Source organism: Ruegeria sp. AU67 (genome assembly GCF_900312795.1).
Classification (GTDB): domain Bacteria; phylum Pseudomonadota; class Alphaproteobacteria; order Rhodobacterales; family Rhodobacteraceae; genus Ruegeria; species Ruegeria atlantica.
On sequence record NZ_OMPH01000029.1, the window covers coordinates 1 to 24,375 of the forward strand.

General features: G+C 56.9%; 21 protein-coding genes. 14 read left to right on the forward strand and 7 right to left on the reverse strand.

From position 1 onward, the window contains the following. Positions 1-69 precede the first annotated feature (69 nt). Complete coding sequence (locus tag DK510_RS16505; RefSeq protein ID WP_200833253.1) at positions 70-1,323, forward strand: hypothetical protein; 1,254 nt, start codon at positions 70-72, stop codon at positions 1,321-1,323. 10 nt (positions 1,324-1,333) lie between these two features. After that, positions 1,334-2,848, forward strand: a complete 1,515-nt coding sequence (locus DK510_RS16510; RefSeq protein ID WP_109313021.1) for a heme biosynthesis protein HemY — start codon at positions 1,334-1,336, stop codon at positions 2,846-2,848. Between the two features lie 4 nt (positions 2,849-2,852). Here DK510_RS16510 and DK510_RS16515 read toward each other — a convergent pair whose 3' ends face one another. The 5 genes from DK510_RS16515 to DK510_RS16535 form a co-directional block, all read right to left on the reverse strand. Further along, positions 2,853-3,632, reverse strand: coding sequence for a citryl-CoA lyase (locus DK510_RS16515; protein ID WP_109313022.1), 780 nt, complete (start codon positions 3,630-3,632; stop codon positions 2,853-2,855). Continuing rightward, positions 3,629-4,816: a CaiB/BaiF CoA-transferase family protein gene (locus DK510_RS16520; RefSeq protein ID WP_109313023.1), complete on the reverse strand. Its 1,188-nt coding sequence runs from the start codon at positions 4,814-4,816 to the stop codon at positions 3,629-3,631. The genes DK510_RS16515 and DK510_RS16520 overlap by 4 nt, the downstream gene beginning before the upstream one ends. Next, a complete protein-coding gene (locus DK510_RS16525; protein ID WP_058275183.1) occupies positions 4,806-6,317 on the reverse strand; it encodes a tripartite tricarboxylate transporter permease in 1,512 nt (503 codons plus the stop codon). Before DK510_RS16525 ends, DK510_RS16520 begins: the two co-directional genes overlap by 11 nt. 1 nt (position 6,318) lies before the next feature. Further along, on the reverse strand, positions 6,319-6,801 hold the full coding sequence (locus tag DK510_RS16530) for a tripartite tricarboxylate transporter TctB family protein (RefSeq protein ID WP_058275184.1): 483 nt from the start codon (positions 6,799-6,801) through the stop codon (positions 6,319-6,321). Positions 6,802-6,870: 69 nt separating this feature from the next. Next, positions 6,871-7,848 carry a tripartite tricarboxylate transporter substrate binding protein gene (locus tag DK510_RS16535; RefSeq protein WP_058275185.1) on the reverse strand — a complete coding sequence of 326 codons (978 nt, stop codon included), beginning with the start codon at positions 7,846-7,848 and terminating at the stop codon, positions 6,871-6,873. Positions 7,849-7,956: 108 nt separating this feature from the next. On the opposite strand from DK510_RS16535, the gene DK510_RS16540 reads away from it, so the two are divergent. The 11 genes from DK510_RS16540 (at position 7,957) to DK510_RS16590 (ending at position 19,643) form a co-directional block, all read left to right on the forward strand. Continuing rightward, positions 7,957-8,625, forward strand: a complete 669-nt coding sequence (locus tag DK510_RS16540; RefSeq protein WP_109313024.1) for a response regulator transcription factor — start codon at positions 7,957-7,959, stop codon at positions 8,623-8,625. Then, positions 8,615-9,982 (forward strand): sensor histidine kinase, encoded by a 1,368-nt coding sequence (locus DK510_RS16545; protein WP_109313071.1) that lies wholly within the window; start codon positions 8,615-8,617, stop codon positions 9,980-9,982. The genes DK510_RS16540 and DK510_RS16545 overlap by 11 nt, the downstream gene beginning before the upstream one ends. Continuing rightward, on the forward strand, positions 9,961-10,965 hold the full coding sequence (locus tag DK510_RS16550; RefSeq protein WP_109313025.1) for an ABC transporter substrate-binding protein: 1,005 nt from the start codon (positions 9,961-9,963) through the stop codon (positions 10,963-10,965). The genes DK510_RS16545 and DK510_RS16550 overlap by 22 nt, the downstream gene beginning before the upstream one ends. A 142-nt stretch (positions 10,966-11,107) precedes the next feature. Then, on the forward strand, positions 11,108-12,205 hold the full coding sequence (locus tag DK510_RS16555; protein WP_109313026.1) for an MHYT domain-containing protein: 1,098 nt from the start codon (positions 11,108-11,110) through the stop codon (positions 12,203-12,205). A 139-nt stretch (positions 12,206-12,344) separates the two neighbouring features. Continuing rightward, complete coding sequence (locus DK510_RS16560) at positions 12,345-13,178, forward strand: xanthine dehydrogenase family protein subunit M (RefSeq protein WP_109313027.1); 834 nt, start codon at positions 12,345-12,347, stop codon at positions 13,176-13,178. Positions 13,179-13,192: 14 nt separating this feature from the next. Beyond that, positions 13,193-13,687 carry a (2Fe-2S)-binding protein gene (locus DK510_RS16565; RefSeq protein WP_109313028.1) on the forward strand — a complete coding sequence of 165 codons (495 nt, stop codon included), beginning with the start codon at positions 13,193-13,195 and terminating at the stop codon, positions 13,685-13,687. After that, the gene (locus tag DK510_RS16570) at positions 13,684-16,101 is read left to right on the forward strand and encodes an aerobic carbon-monoxide dehydrogenase large subunit (RefSeq protein ID WP_109313029.1); all 2,418 of its coding nucleotides are present in this window, start codon (positions 13,684-13,686) and stop codon (positions 16,099-16,101) included. The genes DK510_RS16565 and DK510_RS16570 overlap by 4 nt, the downstream gene beginning before the upstream one ends. Positions 16,102-16,206: 105 nt before the next feature. Then, positions 16,207-17,073, forward strand: a complete 867-nt coding sequence (locus DK510_RS16575; protein ID WP_109313030.1) for a MoxR family ATPase — start codon at positions 16,207-16,209, stop codon at positions 17,071-17,073. Further along, the gene (locus tag DK510_RS16580; RefSeq protein ID WP_109313031.1) at positions 17,073-18,260 is read left to right on the forward strand and encodes a VWA domain-containing protein; all 1,188 of its coding nucleotides are present in this window, start codon (positions 17,073-17,075) and stop codon (positions 18,258-18,260) included. The genes DK510_RS16575 and DK510_RS16580 overlap by 1 nt, the downstream gene beginning before the upstream one ends. 11 nt (positions 18,261-18,271) lie before the next feature. Beyond that, a complete protein-coding gene (locus DK510_RS16585; RefSeq protein ID WP_109313032.1) occupies positions 18,272-19,084 on the forward strand; it encodes an XdhC family protein in 813 nt (270 codons plus the stop codon). A gap of 106 nt (positions 19,085-19,190) precedes the next feature. Beyond that, positions 19,191-19,643, forward strand: a complete 453-nt coding sequence (locus DK510_RS16590; protein ID WP_109313033.1) for a carbon monoxide dehydrogenase subunit G — start codon at positions 19,191-19,193, stop codon at positions 19,641-19,643. Positions 19,644-19,853: 210 nt separating this feature from the next. Here DK510_RS16590 and DK510_RS16595 read toward each other — a convergent pair whose 3' ends face one another. Further along, entirely contained in the window at positions 19,854-20,855 is a 1,002-nt protein-coding gene (locus tag DK510_RS16595) for a CAP domain-containing protein (protein ID WP_200833254.1), read from the reverse strand. A gap of 1,100 nt (positions 20,856-21,955) precedes the next feature. Between DK510_RS16595 and DK510_RS16600 the strand changes: the two genes are divergently transcribed. Continuing rightward, entirely contained in the window at positions 21,956-22,627 is a 672-nt protein-coding gene (locus DK510_RS16600) for an SOS response-associated peptidase family protein (RefSeq protein ID WP_234999114.1), read from the forward strand. An 828-nt stretch (positions 22,628-23,455) separates the two neighbouring features. On the opposite strand, the gene DK510_RS16605 is transcribed toward DK510_RS16600, so the two are convergent. Then, positions 23,456-23,857 carry a DedA family protein gene (locus DK510_RS16605; RefSeq protein ID WP_109313035.1) on the reverse strand — a complete coding sequence of 134 codons (402 nt, stop codon included), beginning with the start codon at positions 23,855-23,857 and terminating at the stop codon, positions 23,456-23,458. Positions 23,858-24,375: the final 518 nt, after the last annotated feature.

Below are 24,375 nucleotides of genomic sequence, written 5' to 3' on the forward strand. Positions count from 1 at the left end.
TCATATGAAATTGGGTGTGAGCAGGGGTCCGGGGCGGGTGCCGTGTAGAAAACATTCGCAGTCGAGCCGGTGGAAGACCCCAAGTCGGACGAAACAGTTGAATTCACCTCGCAGCGTGATGAGACAGTCGTTGACGCGGATGAGCCGCTAGAAAAGGCCCTTTCCGAAGCCGAAGCCGAAGCCGAAGCCGAAGCCGAAGCCGAAGCCGAAGCCGAAGCCGAAGCCGAAGCCGAAGCCGAAGCCGAAGCCGAAGCCGAAGCCGAAGCCGAAGCCGAAGCCGAAGCCGAAGCGGCTGTGGAACTGACCCAGGAAGAGAACTCCGCGCCGCCGGAAAAATCGCATCGTGAAGAGTCGCAGCAGGAAGAAAAACGCAGTGGATTCGTCCCCGCTTTGCTCGGCGGTGTTATCGCGGCGGGAATCGGGTTTGCAGCCGGCAGCGCGGGCTTGTTCGGATCTGGTGATACAGATGCGCTTACGACGCTCGAGGCGAAGCTCAACGATCAGTCCACTCAGATCGAGGCGCTGACCAAATCCCTGTCCGACAAATCTGGCGTCGACAGTAAGATTTCAGCGCTGACCGATCAGGTGACACCGATCACCTCTGACCTGGATACGCTCAAATCCAGTGTCGATGAGCTGGCGGGCAAGATTGATCCTTTGGCCAGCCGCCTAAGTAAAATTGAAAGCGACGCTCTGACCCAAGGCGCGTCCCCCGAAACGTCGGCAGCCTTTGAGGCCGAACTGAAAAAATTGCAGGACTCACTGGCGGCGCAGCGGGCCGAAGTGGAAAAAATGGTGTCGGACGCACAAACGCTTGAGGCGAAAGCCTCGGCAGAGGCTCTGGCAGCGACCAACGCGGCGATCCTGTCGCGCCTGCATGGTCAACTGGATGCTGGTCAGCCTTACGCAGACCTTGTCGCCGAACTGAAGGCAGGCGGCGTTGATGTGCCTGAGGCGCTATCCGGCCCCGCCGATAAGGGTGTTGCAAGCGTGTCGACCTTGCGGGCATCGTTCTCACCCGCTGCGCGAACCGCGTTGGCGGAAGCACGGGATGCGGACAAAGCCACTGGTCTGGTGGCGTTCCTGCAGCGACAGACCGGGGCGCGTTCGGTCACCCCACAAGATGGCGATGGTCCGGATGCGATCCTGTCTCGTGCCGAGTCGGCTCTGTCCAGTGGCGACGTCTCAACGGCCCTGACCGAACTTAAATCCCTGCCCGAAGCGGCGCAGGCAGCTATGGCTGATTGGGAGCAGGCAGCCCAGGCGCGGGTTTCCGCGGTGGATGCCGCCAATGCGCTTCAGCCTAGCGTGAACTCGAACTGAAGGACCTGCCATGCTGTGGTCACTGTTTAAGATTCTAGTTTTTGTTGCGATTATCGGTCTTCTGGCCGTGGGTGCGGGTTCCCTCATGGAAACCAGCGGTGGTGTACAGATCACAGCCGGCGGGACGGAGTACACTTTGGGGCCGTTGCAATCGGTCATCGCACTGGGCGTTCTGGTTTTTGCAGTTTGGCTTTTGTTCAAGCTGCTGACCCTGTTGATCGCCACGCTGAAGTTCCTCAACGGAGACGAAACGGCACTCTCGCGCTATTTCGACCGCAGCCGCGAGCAGCGCGGGTATCAAGCGTTGTCCGATGGTCTGATGGCGCTGGCATCGGGCGAAGGGCGCGTGGCTTTGAACAAGGCCACCAAGGCGGAGCGGCTTTTGAACAAACCCGAGCTGACCAACCTGCTGGTGGCTCAGGCTGCCGAGATGAACGGTGACACCCAAAAGGCGGCTGACACCTACAAAAAGTTGGTGACGGACAATGCAACCCGCTTTGTCGGTGTGCGCGGTATCATGAAACAGAAACTGGCCGAAGGGGATGACGAAACCGCCCGCAAACTGGCCGAAAAAGCCTTGGCCATGAAGCCGCGCCATCTGGAAACACAGGACATTCTGCTGGGTCTGCAGACCAAGGCGCAGGATTGGGCAGGCGCGCGGTCGACACTGACAGCCAAGTTGAAATCCGGCCACCTGCCGCGCGACGTGTTCAAGCGCCGCGATGCTGTGCTGGCCCTGTCCGAGGCCAAGGGGATTCTGGACGAGAACGCCACGGTCGAGCAGCAAGAGCGCGCGATTGAGGCGAACCGCCTGTCTCCTGATCTGGTGCCGGCGGCCGCAATGGCAGCGCGTGCTTACATCGAAAAAGGCAAACCGCGCAATGCGACCAAAATCGTGAAAAAAGCGTGGGAGGTGCAGCCGCACCCCGACCTCGCCCATGTCTTTGCCGAGATTGCGCCGGATGAAACGCCAGAGCAGCGGATCAAACGCTTTACCGCGCTGACCCGCATTCACCCTGAGAATATGGAAACCCGTCTGATTTTGGCGGAGCTGAATATCGTGGCTGAAGACTTCCCCGAGGCGCGTCGCGCGCTGGGCGATGTGGTCGAAAAGCAGGCGGATGCGCGCGGTTACACGTTGATGGCCGCTATTGAACGGGGCGAGGGGTCCTCGGACGCAGTAGTACAGGGTTGGCTGGCCAAGGCGCTGACTGCACCGCGCGGGCCACAATGGGTCTGCGACAATTGTCATGACATCCAGCCCGAGTGGGCTCCGGTCTGTCAGAACTGCAGCAGCTTTGACACGCTCAGCTGGCAAACACCGCAAACGCCCGAAATCACAAGCGCGACTGGTGTCCATATGCTGCCTCTGATCGTTGGTGCATTGGAAGACAGCAGTGAGCCGGAAGCTGAGGTCGAGGTTGAAGTGGAAGACGTCGAGGAACCGGTTGATCCCGAGATCATCGAATTGGATGTGGAACCGGTCCGCCCTGACGTCGAGCCCGTGGTTGAAAAACAGGCCTGACGCGCTATTCCTCAGGGGAGTTCCTGACATAAGTCCAGCGGTATGTCGGAGGTGTGGGGCCTTTGTTGCGGCCACCTTGCTGCATTTGCTCCCACGCATGTGCCAGTATGCCGACTGACCGGGAGAGGCAAAACAAACCACGCGCAAGCGGTGCTTCGAACCCAAGCTCTGCGTAGATGACAGCCGTGGCCCCGTCGATGTTCATAGGGACGGGTTTGCCTTTGCGACGTGCAAGCTCTGCCTCGATATCCAAAGCGATTTTTCGGAAACGTCCGTCACAGGCGCCGCGTTCTACTGCCTCAGAGACCAGGGCCATCAACCGCGGTGCGCGTGGATCGGTCGGTGTGTGAAACCGGTGGCCGAAACCCGGCAGTATCTTTCCGTGGTCGTCGATCCAGTCGTCAATCGCTGCACCGATCCCGCCCGAATGCGACCCGACAAAGTGATACAGCTCAACCGCCTGCTCACCGGCGCCGCCGTGGATGTCGCCCAGCATGTTCACCGCGCTGGCCATTGCGTTGTTCAAAGGCAAACCGCAAGTTACAGCCATCCGGGCCGTCGCAATGGAAGGTGCCTGTGGTCCGTGATCCACGGCGGCGACCAGGGCCGCTTCGAACAAATCTGCCTGCGCGGGTAACGGGCGGTTGCCGCGAACCAGAAACCAGATCATTTCAGCGAAACTGAGGTTGCCGATCAGGTCCTCGATGGGTTCACCGCGCAGGGCGATGCGTCCGGGTTCCATGTCAATGATGGATGTGCTCCACCAGTCGGAAACATCGCTCATATTACACCATCCTTAGCCAGTTCTTCGATCTCGTCTGCAGACAAGCCAAGTTCGGACCAGATCACAGCATTGTCTGCGCCCAGTTTTGGTGGCGCGGCCCGTGGCATGTTTCGGTGCCCGTCCATCACCACAGGGCTGCCAGCCAGCTGCATGTCCTCTCCGTGCACGTGCAGAGTTCCAATTAACCCCCGGTCAGAGAGTTGTTCGTCCGCCAACGCCTCGGGGACTGTCAGAACTTGCCCCGTGGGTACGCCGAGGCCGTTTAACGCGCTGACCCACTCGTTTGCGGGACGCGATTTTAGGGAATTCTCCAACTCATCCCGCAAAGCGTGGCGGTTTCGTTTGCGATCTTCGCGCGTCGCGTAATCGGGGTCATCCAGCAAGTCCTCGCGGCCAAGATGCCGGGCGAGGGCTTGCCATTGCTCATCGCGATTGGCGGCGATGTTGATCGGGCTGTCGGATGTGGCGAAGGTACCGGACGGTGCCGAGGTTGTGTTTTCATTGCCATGCGCGCCGGGCATCACACCGCCGACAAGGTAGTTGGACACAACCCATCCCATGGTCGAGATCACGGCCTCGGACATGGCAATATCCAGAAACGCGCCACGGGGATTTGCGTTCAATGCGGCACTTACCGCAAAGGCGGCCGTCAGTCCCCCGACCGTATCAGCCAGCGGATAGCCAACGCGGTAGGGTGCCGTGTTCGCCGCGCCGGTGATCGACATGACCCCGCTGATGCCCTGAACGATCTGGTCATAGGCCGGGTCGTCGCGGCGCGGACCGTCCTGCCCGAACCCGCTTATTGCGCAATAGATTAAGGCAGGGTTTTCGGTACGCAGAACGTCATACCCCAGACCCAACCGATCCATCACGCCGGGCCGGAAATTTTCAACCAGAACATCCGCCGTTTTCACAAGCTGCTTTAGCAGAGCCTTGCCCCGACTGGATTTCATATCCAGCGTGACCGATTTTTTCTGCGCGTTCTGCGCCAGAAAGCTGACCCCCATACCGGCTTTGTTCCGGTCAGGATCAGCCCCAAGCACACGCGCCAGATCACCGCTATTGGGGCGTTCGACCTTGATCACCTCGGCCCCCATCAGGGCCAGTTGGTAACAACAATACGGGCCAGCAAGCACGTTTGTCAGATCAAGAACCCGAACACCCCTAAGCGGTTCAGTCCCCATCAGCCACACCAGCGGCCCGTGCCCGTGCACGACGTGCGCGGTAGCTGGGTAGCAGAACCAGCAGGACGGCAATGGCAAGCAGTCCCAAGGTCATCGGACGTTCCCAGATAAACGCGATGCCATCATAAAGCTGCATCGAGCGCGAAAAGTTATCCTCCATCATGCCGCCAAGGATGAACCCGATCAGCAGGGGTGCCAGCGGATAGTCAGCGAACTTCAGGGCCGTTGCGCATACGCCGAAACCCACCAGGATCAGCAATTCGGTGGCATTGTTCTGCCCGATATAGGCGCCCATCAGCGTGAAGAACAAAATGAACGGGATCAAATAGTTGCGCGGAACTGCCAGCACTTTGGCGATGTAGGGGATCAGCGGCAGGTTCAGGATCAGCAGGACGAGGTTGCCAATGAACATCGACATGATCACCGCCCAGAAGATCTGAGGCTCATCCAGCATAAGACGCGGGCCCGGGGTGACGTTCAGGGCAATCAAGGCACCCAGAAGGATCGCCGTTGTCCCGGAACCGGGAATGCCCAGTGTCAGCAGCGGCACAAAAGATCCGGTACAGGCCGCGTTATTCGCCGATTCGGGTGCGGCCAGACCTTTGATCGAGCCTTTACCGAACTCCTCCTGCTCATCCTTGGGGGCAATGTTCCGTTCCACCGCATAGCCGAGGAAACTGGCAATTGTCGCGCCCGCGCCGGGCAGGACGCCAATAAAGAAGCCCTGCACCGATTGGCGACCGATGACCGGGGTGATTGCCTTTGCCTCGGCCTTGGTTATGCGCAGATCCTTGATCTTGCCGTCATCCCCTTTCAGGTCTTTGGGTTTAAGCACCAGGAACAACGCTTCGGGCAAGGCGAACATTGCCATGGCCAGAGTGATGAAGCCAAACCCGGATTGCAGGTCCATGATGCCCATTGTGAAACGCGGAAGATTGAACAGCGCCCCCTCTCCGACGGTGGCCATGATCAATCCCATGGTCGTCATGATGATGGCCTTTGCAACTTGCCCCGAACCGGCAAAGGCTGCGATGGCCGAAAGACCTACCACCATCAGCGCGAAGTATTCGGCGGAATGGAACAGCAGAGCGACCGAAGACAGTGCCGGAGCAAAGACCATCAGCAAAATGGCACCGATCGTGCCGCCTGCGAAACTGGCGATTGCTGCGATGGTCAGGGCCTTGCCCGCCTTGCCCTGCCGGGCCATTGGGTAACCGTCAAAGCTTGAGGCCACGGTGCCCGCGACCCCCGGCGCATTCAGCAGAATGGACGACGTCGAGCCGCCGAAGATCGCGCCATAGTAAACGCCTGCCAACAGGATCAGTGCGGCGGATGGATCGCCCATCGAAATAGCAACTGGGATCATGATTGCGATGATCGACATTGGGCCCAGACCCGGAAGCATGCCGATAAACGTGCCGATCAGACAGCCCGCGACAACCATCAGCAGGTTTTGAATTGAGAATGCCGTTTGCAGGCCGATCAGAAGTCCTTCAAGCATGTCAGCCTCCGAACACGCCCGGCAGGGGGCGCATATAAATTCCAAGAACTTCCTGAACCAGATACCAGACGGATCCGGTTGCCACGAACGCGACAGGCAGCATGATGTGCCACTTGCGTTCACCCAGAATGAAAGACCCGAGGATCAGGAAGCTGGATGTCGCGATCAGAAAACCGACCGGGCGCAGGCACAGGGCATAGACAACCATGAGCACCAGAAGAGAAATTGCCTGACCCAGATGATATTCCCCAAGTCTGCGGTAATCGATATCGGCCTCTTTGACCTCGCTCTTTTCAAAGCCAAGCAGGATGATCGAACACGCGACCACGCCTAGAATAGACAGCACCTTTGGAAATGTGCTGGGCCAGATCGGATTTCTCTGCATGAAAGGAGGAAGACTTCCGTCCATCGTGAACCAGGCGGTGTACCCATACGTTAGGCAAACACCCAATAAAATAAGCGCGATCCAGCGATCCAGCGCCATAACGTCCCCTCCCATGTATCTTAGTTTTTTGGGACGGCAGAGCGACCAAACGCTCTGCCGTAGATTGCCTCAGAGGAAGCCCAGCTTCTTCATCAGGTCGCTGATCTGCTGTTCCTGACCTTCCAGAAACGCTTCGAAATCGGCACCCGAGTTGTGGATGTTGACCCAGCCGTTACGGGCACGAACCTCTTCCCATTCGGGCGTATCGTACATCTTGGCGATGGCTTGCTGATAGGCGGCCAGCTTGTCCTCGGGCAGGCCGGGGGCAGCAAAGAACCCACGCCAGTTCACGAAAGTGGTGTCGATGCCCTGTTCTTTCATGGTCTGTGCATCAGGTGCTGCATCAACGCGTTCCTCTGCGGTCACACCGATGATTTTAACCTCACCTGCGTTCGCCAGATCGACAGCTTCCGAGAAACCGGTCGACAGTGCGGCGATCTCACCCGACAGCAAGGCAGCCATAGCTTTTCCGCCCGCGTCATAAGGGATGTACTTCACGCCCAACGCATCCTTGCCTGCAGCTTCCATGACCATTGCGGCGACCAGATGGTCCATGCCGCCTGGAACCGAGCCGCCACCGATCGCGGTTGCGCCCGGATCCGCGTCATAAGCCGCCAGCAGGTCCGCCATCGAGTTGATCGGGCTATCTTTGCCTACAACAATCGCTGCGTAGTCGCCGATTGTGCCCGAGACCAGTGTCAGGTCACGGAAGTTATGCGGGAACACACCGGTCAGCGAGCGGATCACGATGGGCGTCGAGTTGACCATCAGCGTGCCGTGGTTGCTGTCGGCGTTTTCAATCAAGAAGCCGATGGCTTTACCGCCGCCGCCGCCCGACATGTTCTCATAAGATGCTGTGCCGACCAGACCAGCATTGGTCAAGGCCTCGCCAGTTCCGCGGGCGGTACCGTCCCAGCCACCGCCGGCGCCGCCGGGGATCAGAAAGTGGATGCTGTCGACGACTTCTTCGGATGCGGCAGGTCCAACCAGACCAATTGCTGCAACAGCTGCGATCAGGGCCCGACGGCCCAGGTTAAATGTTGTCATTATGTCCTCCCATTTGACAACTGGCCGCTCAGCGGCACAGATTATCCTGCACCTAAACACGCCAACCTGACATCAACCTGTCATGCAAAAAGAAACTGATTTTCGCCCATGAAATTTCTGCTTGTCGAAGACAATCTCGACCTCGCGAACGCGATCAGTTCCCGCATGCAGCTGGATGGTCATGTTGTTGATAACGCAGCAAATTTAGAGGATGCGCGCGCCTTTGTTGCGACCGAGGAATACGACCTTATCCTGCTGGATATAATGTTGCCCGATGGGGATGGCCGCGAGTTCCTAAGGCAGCACCGGGCAAGCCGTTTGGACACGCCGGTGATCGTTCTGACTGCGCGCAGTCAGGTTTCGGATCGAATCGGTTCGCTTGATCTGGGGGCGGACGACTACGTCACCAAGCCTTTCGATCATGCGGAACTTGAGGCCCGCTGCCGCGCCGTTCTGCGTCGGAAGTCCGGAAGCTCAAAGTCGACGATTGAAGTTGGCGGAATTATCTTTGATCCGGTTGCTGGTCATTTGACCGTCGATGGTGTCACGCTCTCGCTTCGCAATCGCGAGCTGAGAATGATCGAGCTGTTCATAAACGCGCCGGGTCAGGTGTTTTCCAAGCAGAAGCTGGCGGACAGGTTGTTTTCTTATGATGACAACGTGTCGGACAACGCGATTGAGGTCTACGTCGGACGCCTGCGCAAGCATCTTGAAAAATCCCGCATGAAAATCACGACTTTGCGTGGACTGGGGTACAGGCTGGATCATGACGACTAGCGCAACCGTTTCGGGATCACTAAGAAATCGACTGGTGTTGACGCTGATCGGCGGAGCGGCGGTCCTGGCGATCCTATTGTTCCTGACGGTGCGCAGTTATGCCGCAAAAGTCGCCCAACAGGGACAGGACGATATATTGGGGGCGTCCGTCTCGTCGATCCTTGATGCCGCAGCGCTTAGGGATGGTCAGCTAGAGGTGGACATCCCTTATGCCGCGTTTTCCATGCTCAGCACGCCGTCGGATGACCGGGTGTTCTATGCCATTTATCAGGATGGAGAATTTTTGTCAGGCTACGATGATCTGAGCCTTGCAGACGGCCCGATTGAAGGCAGATGGGCTTTTCAAACCGGTCAGGTCCGCGGCGAGCGTGTCCGTCAGGTCAGCGCCAGCCGAACGCTGGTCGGTTTGGGCCGCCAGACCGAAATTGAGGTCGCGTTGGGGCAAACGCAGGACGCGTTATCCGACACGCTGGATCAGATTTCACGCAACGCAGCGTATTTGGGGATCGGGTTCTTTCTGCTGACCGCCGCGCTATCATTCTGGGTGACATCATCAACGATCGGCCAGTTGAACAAACTGACGACCTCGGTCACACGCAGAGGTCCGCAGGATCTAAGCCCGTTCAAGAAACCCGTGCCAAAAGAGATGGCACCGCTGGTGACGTCGCTGAATTCGCTCATGGGCCGTCTGGACCAATCGCTTAGCCAATCCGAGGACTTTATCGCCGAAGCCGCGCACCGGGTGCGAACACCGCTTGCCACCGTCAGGTCTTATGCCGAGGCAACCCTTCACCGCGTGGAACGGGAAGACAACCGTGAGGCCTTGAAGGCCATGGTACGTGCCATCGACGAAAGCTCGCGCGCGGCAGGGCAGTTGCTGGATCACGCGATGATCACCTTCCGAGCGGATCATCTGGAACGAGAAGAGATTGATCTGGTCGTTCTGATCCGCGATCTGGTGCAGCGCCTGATCCCGATTGCCGAAATGAAAGAGCTGACGCTTTCATTGTCGGGTGAGCCGTCGGTTCCTTACTCGGGCGACTCGATCCTGATCCAGAATGCTGTTCGAAATATGGTCGATAACGCGATGAAATACGCGCCATCTGACAGCGCTGTTGAGATCACGATCATTGCACATCCCGACCCCCAGATTCAGGTGCGCGACTCGGGTCCTGGCTTTCCGCCTGATGAAATCGACACGCTGACGCGCCGGTTTGAACGCGGACAGAACGCCGTTGGGACCATCGGGTCCGGGCTGGGGTTGACGATCGCGCAGGATGTGGCAACGGCGCATGGGGGCGCATTGATCCTAAAGAACCGGTCAAAGGGGGGCGCATGCGTTATCTTATCGCTCTAGTTTTGTTGGCTGTTCCCTGCCTCGGATGGGCCGACGATTGGGAAGACCGTCTGGTCTTTAATGAAAGCGCCGAAGGTCCGCGCCTTCGGGTGATTTCCAGCACCGATACTGTTTTGTTCGCGCCGGTGATCGAGGGGTTTGTTGCGGAGAACCCCCGGATTAGTGTCGAATACCTCGTTTCCGGAACCGCCGACATCAACCGTCGTGTCCGCGCAACGCCCGATGCCTTCGACGTGATCATCTCGAGCGCGATGGACCTGCAGTTGAAACTGGCAAATGACGGCTTTGCCCTGTCTATCGACGATGTCCCCGTCCCGCACTGGGCGCAATGGCACCACAGCCTTTTCGCATTCACCTCGGAACCCGCGACAATCGTGATAAACCGAACCGCGTTTGAAGGGCAGCCCATCCCCCAGACCCGGCAAAACCTGATCGAGGCATTGCGCCAACGACCCGAAGAGTTTCGGGGCAAAGTTGGCACCTATGACGTGCGCCAATCTGGTCTGGGATATCTGTTTGCAACCCAGGATGCGCGCGCGTCTGAGACGTATTGGCGCCTGATGGAGGTTATGGGCGGCCTGGATGTACGGCTCTATTGCTGCTCGGGCGAAATGATCAATGACCTAGCGGATGGCTCGATCCTGGTTGCTTACAATGTTCTGGGCAGTTACGCCGCTGTCCGAGCCGAGGGCAAAGACGCCCTTGAGGTCGTATTACCGTCTGATTTTCAAACAATTATGATGCGCACAGCGATGGTTTCGAAAGCCACGCCAGAACCCAAAGCAGCCGAGTTGCTGCTGCGTTACCTCGTAACTGAGCGGCCAGCAGTGGCCGAAGAGGCCAGCCCGCTTCCTCTTTTGCAGCCGAGTGGTGGTTCTGACGGGCGGGAGACAATCGGCCTTGATCCTGCGTTACTGACCTTTCTTGACGGGTTGAAACGAACAAAGTTCCTTTCCGCATGGGAAGATGCCGTTATTCAGTAATAAGACCGCCACCTAAGCCCGAAGGGTCGGTAAAAACCGAAACCAGCGCCGGTACTGTTGGAATTCCTTTCCAACATCAATTGTCGCAATCAATTCCGTTTGCTAACGTCACCCACGCGTCGGGGAGGGCGTGTAAATCCAAATGTTGGACTATTCTCATAACGCTTGGCTTGTGGCGGCGTCTCTGGCTGTTGCGATGATGGCTGGATTCACAGGGCTTTATCTGACGCATGGGGCCTCAAAACTGGACGATCAGAAACGCAAACTGGTCGTGGCGTTGGCTGCGATCATTCTGGGCGGTGGCATCTGGTCGATGCATTTCGTGGCCATGCTGGGCCTGCAACTGCCGATCCTGTTTTACTACGATGCTTTGATCACCCTGATCTCAGCCCTGGTCGCGATCCTGATGGTTGGCCTTGCGCTGCTGATCCTGCATTTCCGTCCCCGCACGATGGGAACAATGGTTGGTGCGGGCGTGATCGTGGGTCTGGGGATTGTTGTCATGCACTACGTCGGCATGGCCGGGATGGAGCTGTGCCGCCCCGTTTACAATGTTTGGGACGTGGTGATTTCGACCCTGGCCTCGGTCGTTTTGTCGGTGCTGGCAATCTGGGTTGCCTATGACAACCGAACGCAGCGCAACATTCTGCTGGGAACGGTGTGTTTCGGGTTGGCGGTCTTCACCATGCATTTCGTCGCTACCGGCCTGACTGACTTTGTCGCAAGCGATACCACCGGTCGCGCCGGACCTGCGCTAAACAATCAGGTGCTGGCGATGGGGGTCACGGTTTCCGTGTTCCTGATCTGTGGTGCATTCCTGCTAACGGGCATCACCTTCATCGAACCTGCGGCAGCAGAGGTATCGCCGAGCGCGCCGGAACCTGCCCCGGAACCAGAGCCCACATTGCGGGCTGGGGTACCGTTTGAGCGGGAAGGACAAACCTTTTTCGCCCAGCCTTCCAATATCGCAGCCATCCGGGCCGAAGGGCATTACACCGTTCTCTATATAAACGCCGAAAAACTGTTTTGCCCGTGGTCCATTACCGAAGCTGAATCGCGCTTGGCGCCTGACGGTTTTTTGCGGGCTCATCGCAGTTATCTGGTGAACCCTAAACAGGTCTCGCGGTTCGAGAGGCACAAGGATAACGGCACCTGCTATTTCGATGGAGTCGATGCGCTAGCCAAGGTGCCGGTCAGCCGATCCCGCCTGACGGACATTCGCGAGGCGCTGGGCCTTTGATCGCAGCTCGTGCAGCGCATTCGCATTTCGTGAAATAAGCCGCGCTCTCCGTTTCCACTGGCTGGAACGGATGGCTTCAGCGTTCTTTCCTTACGGCAGGTCCCCCAAGGCATACCGCTTGGACCCAGGGAGGAAAAACATGATACCAGCCGGATTTGAGTATCACCGGCCAGGCGATATCGCCTCGGCCATTGGCATTTTGCAGGAACACGGAGATGAGGCACGCGTGATCGCGGGCGGGCACAGCCTGATCCCGATGATGAAGCTGCGCATGGCCGAAATGGGCCACCTAGTCGATCTGCAAGCGATCGAGGAGCTGAAGGGCATCGAGGTTGGTGCCGACACGGTTTCGCTTGGCGCAATGGTGACCCAGCATGAGCTGATCACTCATGACGGCTTGGCTACAGCCATTCCGTTGATCCGAGAGGCCGCGCTGCAGATTGCGGATCCTCAGGTGAGATATGTGGGAACTGTTGGTGGGAATGTCGCCAATGGTGATCCGGGCAATGATATGCCGGGGTTGATGCAATGCCTGAACGCAACGTTTGAACTGTCTGGCCCCGATGGCCGCCGCAGTGTCGCCGCGCGTGAGTTTTATGAGGCCGCTTACTTCACTGCGCGTGACGATGAGGAAATCCTGACCCGGATTTCGATCCCGGTGCCGGGCGCCGGTGTGGGTCAGGCCTATGAAAAGCAGAAACGCAAGATCGGTGATTATGCGACAGCGGCAGCTGCCGTGATGGTTGGCAATGGTCAGGCCTCGGTCGCGATGACCAATCTGGCGGACACACCCCTCTGGTCTGAAAGCGCAAGCAATGCGCTGGCGGATGGGGATGTCAGTGGTTGTGTCGCCGCGATGCTCGAAGCCATCGACCCGGTGGCCGACAATCGTGGTCCCGTCGAATTCAAGAAACACGTGGCCGCTGTGATGCTGCGCCGCGCCATCGAACGCGCGCAAAGCCGCGCGGATTGAGGGGAGGAACAACGATGTCAAAAATGCACGTAAAACTCACCGTGAACGGCAAGCAGGTCGAAGGTCTGGCCGAGCCGCGCACGCTGTTGATCCATTTCCTGCGGGAAGATCTGAAAATCACAGGCCCGCATATCGGATGCGAAACCAGCCATTGCGGGGCCTGTACCGTGGATATCGACGGCAAGTCCGTCAAGTCCTGTACGACCTTTGTGGCACAGGTGAACGGGGCCGATATCACTACTGTCGAAGGGCTGACCAATGACGATGGCAGCCTCGGGGTTCTGCAAGAGATGTTCCGCGAACATCACGGGCTGCAATGCGGCTTTTGCACGCCGGGCATGATCACCCGCGCGCATCGTCTTCTGCAAGAAAACCCGAACCCGACCGAGGAAGACATCCGCTTTGGCATGTCCGGCAACCTGTGCCGCTGCACCGGATATCAGAACATCGTCAAGGCGATCGCGGCATCTGCCGACATGCTAAACGCTCAGAAGGAGGCTGCGGAATGAACGACCAGACTCTGACCCCCGAAGAACGCGTCGCCAACCTCAAAGGGATGGGCAGTTCGCGCAAGCGCGTCGAAGATGTGCGCTTTACCCAAGGCAAGGGCAACTACGTCGATGACATCAAGATGGACGGGATGCTGTTTGGCGCCTTTGTCCGCTCTCCCTATGCCCATGCCCGCGTCGTCAGCGTGAACAAAGAGGCTGCGCTGGCGATACCTGGCGTTGTTGCTGTTTTGACTGCCGAAGACCTTGCGCCATTGGGGTTGCATTGGATGCCGACGTTGGCGGGCGACAAGCAAATGGTGCTGGCCGATGGCAAGGTTCTGTTCCAGGGCCAGGAAGTTGCTTACGTCGTCGCTGAAAATCGGTATATCGCTGCGGATGCGGCCGAGTTGGTCGAGGTTGACTATGAAGAGCTGCCCGTTCTGACCGACCCGTTCGAAGCGCTAAAATCAGATGTCGTCCTGCGCGAAGACCTTGCGGGTCAGACAGAGGGTGCCCACGGTCCGCGTAAACATCACAATCACATCTTCACGTGGGAACAGGGCGACAAGGACGCGACCGAGGCTGTTCTGGGTGAGGCAGATGTCGTGGCCGAAGAGATGGTTTATTACCATCGGACCCACCCATGCCCGCTGGAGACATGCGGCTGTGTTGCCTCGATGGATAAGGTGACCGGCAAGCTGACGCTTTATGGCACTTTCCAGGCCCCGCACGCGATCCGCACCGTTGTATCGCTGATCTCGGGTCTGGCAGAGCACAATATCCGGGTTATCAGCCCCGATATTGGCGGCGGCTTTGGCAATAAAGTCGGCGCCTATGCAGGCTATGTCTGCTCGGTCGTCGCCTCGATTGTCACCGGCCAACCGGTGAAATGGGTTGAGAACCGGATGGAAAACCTGATGTCCACCGCGTTTGCCCGCGACTACTGGATGCAAGGCAAGATAGCTGCCACGAAAGACGGCAAGATCACCGGCTTGTGGTGTCATACCACAGCGGATCATGGTGGATTTGACGCCTGTGCCGACCCGACCAAATTTCCGGCTGGTTTCATGAACATCTGCACTGGGTCATATGACATTCCAACTGCTTATCTGGCTGTGGATGGGGTTTACACCAACAAGGCACCGGGCGGTGTTGCCTATCGTTGTTCGTTCCGGGTGACCGAGGCTGCGTATTTCATCGAACGGATGATCGAGGTACTGGCCATCAAGCTGAACATGGACGCGGCCGAGTTGCGCCGGATCAACTTCATCAAGGCCGATCAGTTCCCGTATCAGTCCGCGCTGGGCTGGGAGTATGACTCGGGCGATTACCACACCGCTTGGGACAAAGCGCTGAAGGCCGTGGACTATGAAGGTCTGCGGGCGGAACAGGCGCACCGGATCGAGGATTTTAAGGCTGGTAAGACTCGCAAACTGCTGGGCATCGGCCTGACGCATTTCACCGAAATCGTCGGGGCCGGACCGGTGAAGAACTGTGATATCCTCGGGCTGGGCATGTTCGACTCGTGCGAAATCCGGATTCACCCGACGGGTTCCGCCATCGCGCGGCTGGGGACAATCAGCCAGGGTCAGGGCCACGCCACGACCTTTGCCCAGATCATCGCCAGTGAGATCGGCCTGCCAGCCGATGACATCACGCTGGAGGAAGGCGACACCGACACCGCGCCTTATGGCCTTGGGACCTACGGGTCTCGGTCCACACCGGTTGCCGGTGCTGCGACAGCCATGGCCGCGCGCAAAATCCGCGCCAAGGCGCAGATGATCGCGGCCTATCTGCTCGAGGTGCATGACAATGATGTCGAATGGGATGTCGATCGGTTTGCCGTCAAAGGCGCGCCTGAGCGGTTCAAGACCATGAAAGAGATCGCTTTTGCCGCTTACAACCAGGCTATTCCGGGGCTGGAACCCGGTCTGGAGGCCGTCAGCTACTATGACCCCCCAAATATGACTTACCCTTTCGGGGCCTATATCTGTGTCATGGAGATCGACGTGGATACTGGGGAATGGGATGTTCGGCAGTTCTATGCGCTGGACGATTGCGGCACGCGGATCAACCCGATGATCATCGAAGGGCAGGTCCATGGCGGTGTGACCGAAGCCCTGGCCATCGCGATGGGGCAGGAGATTGCCTATGACGAGATGGGCAACGTCAAGACCGCGACGCTGATGGACTTCTTCCTGCCTACGGCATGGGAGACGCCGAACTACACCACCGATCACACGGTCACGCCATCTCCGCACCACCCGATCGGTGCCAAGGGCGTGGGCGAGAGCCCGAATGTCGGCGGTGTGCCTGCGTTCTCGAACGCGGTACATGATGCGTTCCGGCCCTTTGGGTTGGTGCAAAGTCATATGCCGCATGATCATTGGCGGATCTGGAAGATCGCCAACGGGTTGGGGATGCACGGGTAAACGGTTTCGAACCGGCTGTTGTCGGTCCGACCGAACGGAGGGGGTAGAACCCCCTCCGAACCTCCCCCGGGATATTTTTGGCCAGATGAAGATTGGATCCTGGTTTTGACTTTGAGTGATGTTCAGAACGGATTGGCCGCGCAGGGCTATGTTTCCGATGACCGGTTGGCGATGGCGCTGCATTTGGCACAGCAATTAGGGCGGCCATTGTTGTTGGAAGGACCTGCTGGCGTTGGAAAGACCGAAGTGGCAAAGGCCCTGGCCGCGTGGCAGGACGCCCGGCTGATCCGGCTGCAATGTTATGAAGGGCTCGATGCCAGTCATGCCATTTATGAATGGAACTATCAGCGTCAGCTTCTGGCGATCCGAGCGAGCGAGGCGCAGGGTGGAACGAGCGAAGCACGGCTTTTCTCAGATGAATATCTGCTGAAACGTCCCTTGTTAGAGGCCATTTCGCAAGATGCCCCTCCGGTTCTGCTAATTGATGAAATTGACCGGGCCGACGAAGAATTCGAAGCGTATCTGTTGGAAATCCTCTCGGATTTTCAAATCACAATTCCCGAACTGGGCACGATCCCGGCGCGTACAAAGCCGACCGTTATTCTGACGGCGAATGGCACGCGGGACTTGTCCGATGCATTGCGCCGCCGGTGTCTGTACAGTTTCCTCGACTACCCATCGCGTGAAACCGAAATGGCAATCTTGAAAGCCCGCATGCCCCAAGTTGAAGGGCAGTTGGCACGCCAGATTGTTGGCGTCGTGCAGGCTTTGCGCAAAGAAGACTTGGAGAAGACTCCGGGCATTGCCGAGATGCTGGACTGGGCGGCAGCCCTTTCAGGATTGGGTGTTAACGACATGGCGCAGTCCCGCGAAGAGGTTCAGGCGACTCTTGTCTGTCTTCTGAAAACCGCAACCGATTATGACGCGGCCCCGCCTGAAGTGATGGACCGCCTGATTGGAAAGGTGGCGTGATGCAGGTCACCCGGTTCCCTTCTCGCGCCTCTGGTCTGGCGGATCGCATGTCTGGCTTCATTGCACATTTGCGGATGAACGGGATGCGCGTCGGACCGGCAGAGACCGGGGATGCGTTGGCGGTTCTGGCGGCGGTTGAGGCGATGGATTTGCCGCAGGCCAGACAGGCGCTGTGTGTATTGCTGGCCGGTGACGCAGAGGACTGGCGACGGTTTGACGATCTTTTCGATGCATATTGGCTAAATGCCGGGAAACAACGGACCGGAGTGGCGCAAACCGCGCATGTTCGGGTGCAATCCGCCAAGCCGATGATCTGGCAGCAAGAAAGCCAAGACATTCAGGAGACCAGTTCCGATTCGGATCAGGACGCAACCCCTGATCCGGGCGACGGGGAGGCCGTGGGGAGAGACGGTAAGCTGATTGCGACCCGTACGGCCAACCTGTCGCGTCGGGATTTGCGTGAACTGGTGGATGAAGACGCACTGAAGCAGGCCGAACAAGCGGCGACAGCGCTGGCGCGCGCCATCCGCGACCGCCGCTCGCGCCGACGGAAAAAAGCGCTAAGGGGGCCTGCTCTGGACATGCGCCGTATACAGCGCGCCAGCCTTGCACGAGGCGGCGAACCGATGGACCTGTATCGTCGCGCCCGCCCACCGCGTCCGATGCGGATCGTTGCACTGTGCGATGTAAGCGGTTCGATGACGGTATATTCGCGCGTCTTTCTGGCTTTCCTGAAAGGCTTGATTGGCACTGGAACCGAAGCGGACGCATATCTGTTCCATACGCGCTTGATGCGCGTCACGGATGCGTTGCGCGACCACGATTCGCTGCGCGCAGCAGGGCGATTGTCGCTGATGGCCGAAGGGTTTGGCGGGGGCACGGATATCTCGGGCAGTCTTGAGCATTTTCTGAATGGGTATGGCGCGCGCGCACTGAACGGTCGGACCATCGTACTGATTCTGTCTGACGGGTATTGCAGCTCGGACCCGCAAGCGCTGGGCGTTGTATTGGCCCGGATTCGACGCAAGGCCCGGCGGATCGTCTGGCTGAACCCGCTGAAGGGCTGGCACGACTACCAGCCCATTGCCGCCGCAATGCAGGCAGCTGAGCCGTATCTGGACGCGCACCTGCCCGCAAATACGCTTGAGGCGCTGGCGACGCTGGAACCGCAATTCCGTAAGCTGTGAAAGGAGCCCACATGGCAAGCTTCGACATATTCGACACGATTGAGCAGCTGCGCAAAACTGATGAAGCCTTTTGCGTGGCCACGGTGTTGCGGACTGCGGATGCAACTTCGGCGAAAGCCGGGGGCAAGGCTGCGATTACAAAAGATGGACGGATCCTGGGCCATTTGGGCGGGGGCTGCGTTCAACGTGCGGTTCGATCCTCGGCCCAGCAGGCGTTGGCCAGTGGAACGCCGCAAATGATCCGGGTCAAACCTTCGGAAAAGGTGGTGAACATGGCCGATCATGATGGCATTCAGACGTTCAAAAGCGGTTGTCCGTCCGGTGGCACGGTCGATCTGCTTGTCGAACCGTATCAGCACGCACCGCGATTGGTGATTTTTGGCGAGTCTCTGATTGCAGTGGCACTGGCAGCCCATGGGGCACTGGCCGGGTTTCGCGTGTGCCTCAGCGACGCGTCAGAGACAGAAGGTGACTTTCAACGGTTCACTCTGGATTCCGTCCAGGACCTAGGGGTCGAGCCGCGGGATTTCGTTGTCGTGGCTTCGCAAGGTCAGGGGGATGCCGCGGCCCTGGCCGCCGCCCTGCAAACGGACGCCAAGCGGGTGTCGATGGTGGCCAGCCACCGTAAGACCGAAACGCTGGTGGCTAAGCTGATAGCGCAAGGTTTGGACCCGATACGAGCTGCGCGACTGAAGTCACCGGCAGGTCTGAACATCCACGCGATCGACCCGCATGAGATCGCCGTGTCGATCCTTGCTGAAATTGTGCTTTGGCGAAACAGTGACAAATCCAAAACGGAGTCCCATGATGAGAAACGTGCTTAAACGCCTGAGGTCCCTGTGGCCCGCGCGTCCCGAACAAACTCCGGAAGAGGCGACAGAGACCGCGCTTCTGGTTTATCCAAGATGCTGTTGAACAAAGGAAAGTTGAATGGAACTGAGTGACGAAGTCCGCATCTCTGCGCCGCGGGATGTGGTTTACAAGGCTCTGAATAACCCCGAAATCCTGCAGGAATGCATCCCAGGGTGCGAAGAGCTGATCCAGAATTCACCCGAAGATCTGGAAGCCAAGGTGGTCTTGAAGATCGGCCCCGTCAAAGCCCGGTTTGCGGGCGCTGTGACGCTGGACACCGCCAATGCACCGGACGGGTTTTCCTTGACCGGCGAAGGCAAGGGCGGCGCCGCCGGATTTGCCAAGGGTGGTGCCGACGTGACGCTGACCGAAGATGGGGACGAAACCGTTCTGGCTTATACAGCCAAGGTCGAGGTTGGTGGAAAAATCGCCCAACTGGGTAGCCGCCTGATCGCTGGAACGGCAAAAAAGCTGTCGGGCAAGTTCTTTACACGTTTTGGCGAAGTTGTTTCCGAACAATCCGTCACTTGAGGCCGGATCCCGAATCGGTAATCTGATTGGTGCAAGAACAAAATTAGTCGAAGTGTTCGCGACGGGAATACGTTTCCGGTCGCGCTTTTCTGCGTTCACTATGATTGGCGATTAATTTTTATTCAAATTTAATAATGCGCTGTGTCGATCGGTGTTCACTGGGACCACTACCAACCCTTCTGACCGCTACTTGAGTTTGATTAGTTGCGTCTAGAACAGGAAATCGTCTGAACGGCCTTCAGAATAACCGTAGGCGATGAAGTGCTCGGTTGCAGATTCAAGATCGTTTCCAAATGCAGCCTGAAGGTCAGTGTAATTATCTAGGTAAGTCTCGGCGTCAAATGTGTCTTTGCTTCGTCCCTCCCGTAGACCATGCGTAATGTAATGCGTCGACCCCGCTTCAGAATTAGCTCCAAATGCGTTGATCAAATCTACGTGGGAAGCAATGTACTCCAACCCGTCAAATGTACTTTCGCGCCCTTCTGTGCGGCCGTGGAAAATAAAGTGATTAGCTCCTGCCTCGGCATCGGCCCTGAAAGCTCGGATAAGATCATTGTGCGATGCAATGTACTCTAATCCGTCAAAGGTGACTTGGCGTTGCTCCAAATATCCATGATCCGTGTAGTGACGCAAACCAGCTTCTGCGTTTGCACCGAATGCTGCAATCAAATCGTCATAGGAAGCAATATACTCTAGGGCTTCTGTACGGTCAGAGAGATCGCGTGGATTGTCAGGCAGTGCGGCAGATGGTTGATTTGATAGGGGTGTCCCTCCGTCGCTTCCAGTGTCCAAAGAAACTGAACCTCCGGTGCGGGCAAAATTTTGGGTTACAAATGCCCAAGTATTCCCCTGATACTCTCCGATCTCGATACCAATTCCAATATAGTCATAATCAGGATTCAAAAGGTTGGCCCGGTGGCCAGCGCTGTTCATTAGCTGATTGTGAAGCCCGATGACCTCGTCATCGAAACCGTCAGGAGCTCGAATTGATCTTGCGGCAATGTTTTCGGCCCAGCCGAAACCGCCGCTGAAATCAAATCCTGCGTCAGCCATTCGTTTACCGGCGCTCGAGCTGTTCACGCCGGTGTGTGAGAAGATGTCTGTTGCGATCATCCACTTACTGTGGTCTTCGGAGGCTTCGTTGAGATTGAGCTCCAGAGCAAGTGGAGGCGCGCCAACTTTCTCTCGCTCCGCGTTAATCAGTCCCAGCATATGCCATTCTAATGAGTCCGCCTGTGACATCGACTTGCCTTCAGTAGTTCACTTCTTTTCATTGTCGGTCTGGATAGCGGCAGAACTGTGACGCGAAAAATCCTGTAAAAGATATCAGACAATAACAGCGGGTATTTGCTATAACTTAAGTATTATTGGGCGGAAAACCGCAAGAAACCAGCCCGCCTGCAACCACTTACCGCCAGTGGTTGCAGGCGGGCAGGTGTGTATCGGATGAGTAAAAAACACCAATACTCATCAAGCAGTTAGGATAGTTAGATACAACAACAGCTTACGAGAGATCTAAGCGTTACAAAATTCGGGAGTTGGTGTCCTGGAGAGGCTCTGATCAATGCATTTAAATAAATAATAACAAATGCTTGAGCCCTGCAAATTTGGATTTGTGGACTCGTAATTTGCGACACTTTGGCAACAACAGAATTCTTTGGCTCACTCTATCGTCGCAGAAAGAATTGCGTATTTGAAAGCGACTGGGCCTCTGCCCTGATTCCACAGCCCAACGGCTTTCATCAAATGCAATCCTGAATCATGCGCACAGACCCGGAGAACCCAATTGGTTCATCTCCGAATCCAGATCAGTCGATAAGTCTGGAAGAGGCCATTTACGGCTTTAAGCAAGGCGGAGCGCATTGTCTTGGGCGCGGTTGGGAAGACCGTCTTGAATCGATAGAGGCAGACTGCCGTCAGCTTTCCGCAATTTCATCCCGTTAACCAATTCAGGTACACTCGCCATTTTTGGGGAGGCCATCCGCCCCGGCCCCATCTGCCAACTTCTGCTCTTGTTCTGGCCATCCAGCTAGCCCGCATGGCGCAGTAACGTCATGTCTCTCTAACCATTCCTTTATGGCTGCCCAATGATCCTGAGGTTTGGCGACATACCTACGTGAGTGCAGATCCTCAATCGTTTGTTGCAATGGCAGATACCACTGAATCTTAAGTTAAAGGCCATGACGCTTCGCCCAGACGCAAAGAACAGTTTCACATTCGCCCACGGCGTGGGACTCCAAGTCCGCGTGAAGGTCAAATGGGATTCGGTTAGGCCAAACAATCATTGAGAACAAATATAGAACAAAATGGGCATGTCCAAACAGATATTGCTGCTTACCGTCCAAATTATGTGCAATCTGTACTCCAACACGATTCCTGCGGAAGCCATGCGCCATCTGTTCGACGTTGAGGCCGAACGAAACAGGTTGGGAAACGCTGAACCTCTGCCCGCTATTTACCCAAAGCACTTGGCTCCGGTAGTAAGAAAAAATGAGGAAGGTGCGCGCGAGTTGATTCCTTTGAGCTGGGGTTTCCGCACCACTAAGAAGTCCAAAAAGACCGGGGCAATTATTCAGCCAGCAGCATGGAACATCGCGCGAGACGACAAGGTGCGTTCAAGTGGGTTATGGAAAGGAAGCTTCCAGGAAAGGCGTTGCCTTGTCCCTGCCAGCTCGTTTTGCGAGGCGAAGGGTCGCAATCCGGCCACGTACCATTGGTTCGCACCAAACGGTGACGAAAGCCGCCCACCGTTCGCTTTTGCCGGTATGTGGCAAACTTCTCGTTATCAAGGCAAGGAAGGTCCAGAAGAAGTTGCTACCTTCCAGCTTTGGTCAGTTACAACAATGCGCAGCGACCGGCAGATAAATCCAAACAGGCGCGCAGGGGCTGCAGCGACTCATTACAGTTCAAAAATGGAAAGGTCGGCGACTGTCATGTCCCAAAGATGGACAACATCATATGCGCTGCAACGCCCAAGGGGTTAGTTAGCTTGCAGCAGACTCAAGAATTCAACATCTTAACCCGGCTATGGGTGCGGAAATAATGAGGTGCAAAATGCCTGGGCCAGAACCGAGATCAGTTCGGATAGAGGAACAGAAAGGCGCCTTTGTTGCAATGGCGGAGTGCTATTTCTGGACCGGAAACCTAGGTAACCGGATTGAGCGGGCAAAGGTCATGCTGCGCCGTGTAAGACAGGGCACGTGGGTGTGCCGACTACCTTCCCGACTATCGAAGGACAGATGCACAGTTTTGCTCTGAGGGGTGTAGGAAGCGGGCGGCACGGATGAGACGCGAACAGCGCAACGCTTTGCGGGATGGTAAAGTTTACTAAGAGCTAGCCCTGCACCGATTGCGCTCGGAAGGGGGCTTTCTCTTTTTCGGACCCAGATTTGAGGTAGCAATTATTCCCCTATCATAACGCGCGTGGTAAGTTCAGATTGCCGAAATCAGTACGCTTGCGGCTGCGACAAAACCGGCCCCGGCCACTGCGCTGGCCAATAGTATGCAGCAAATTTCAATTGCGCTAAGCTTCATTTTGACCCCCATCAAAATGGTTTTTTTTGCAATAGACCAGACTTCTTGAGATGGATAGCCTAGGCAAGTTTATGTGGCGAAAACTTGCTGTGGAGGCGGCATGGATTTGCTCAAACTCAGTTATCAGGGTTAGTACGTGACTTTCATTCCAGCGTTATATGCTTGACCTGTGGTCGCGCGGCATCACCGGAGGGATTTGAAGCCGACAGGGGGGAAACCGGGCATTGGTAGTTCAACCGTTGCTCGTGCTTTGTGGCAACAAGGAGTGCGCTGGGGTTCTATGGGCGCGTATTTTTGGTAAACGTACCGCGTCTTTGCAGCGCCCAACGACCAAACACGAACACTAATATCAAGGCTACTGGAATCAGTATTGCAACTATAACCGAAACGTGATGCAGACCCTTGGCCAGCAATGAAACGTGCTGCCCGAACTGGTATGCAAGTATTGTCCAGAACAGAACCCAAAGCACTGAGCCTACAACGTTCGCAATAAAGAACTTCATCCAGGGCATATTTGCTGATCCGGCAACCAAGCCATTAAGCTGCAGCAACAGCACAAAAAATCGCGCGCAGACTACGTCGCAGGCACCGAACTTGTTAGTTGCACGTTCTGCAGCCTCATACTTTTCTTCTGTGACGCCAAAAACGTGTGCCGTAGGCAATAATGATGGCACGGCCATACCTACGTCCAATCAGATGGGCAACATTGTCGCCCGCTATAGCTGCAAGACTGGCGGTTGCTGCCACTGCGACAATATTTAGAGACCCTTTTGCCGCAAGCGCCGACGTGGCGACCAATGCGCTTTCTCCCGGCAGAGGCAGCCCGAACGTCTCAAAGAAAATCGTAGGGAACAGTATGAGTAGCCAATAGCTGTCAATGAGACTTGCAAAGCGTTCTGTGAGTTGATGCATCTTGCAACAAGACCCTATCAAAATCGATTTCCAGGTCTAGAAGATTGACGAAAATCTAATGCGGTCGGAGTTGGGTTCAGTCCAAAGGTCGGAGCATTTGGCAAACTAGTCGTGATTTGGGGGATTAGACAAATGGTCAAGCTTTTAACGATTGAGCAAGCCAGTAAACTGCTGAACGTTCCAAAGGGCTCACTGCGCAGCGCCGCATTAGGACACGGTTTCTTGGTCCGCATTGGCAGGGCAATCCGGCTGGATGAAAACTAACTCGGGGACCTGGTTGAAAAGT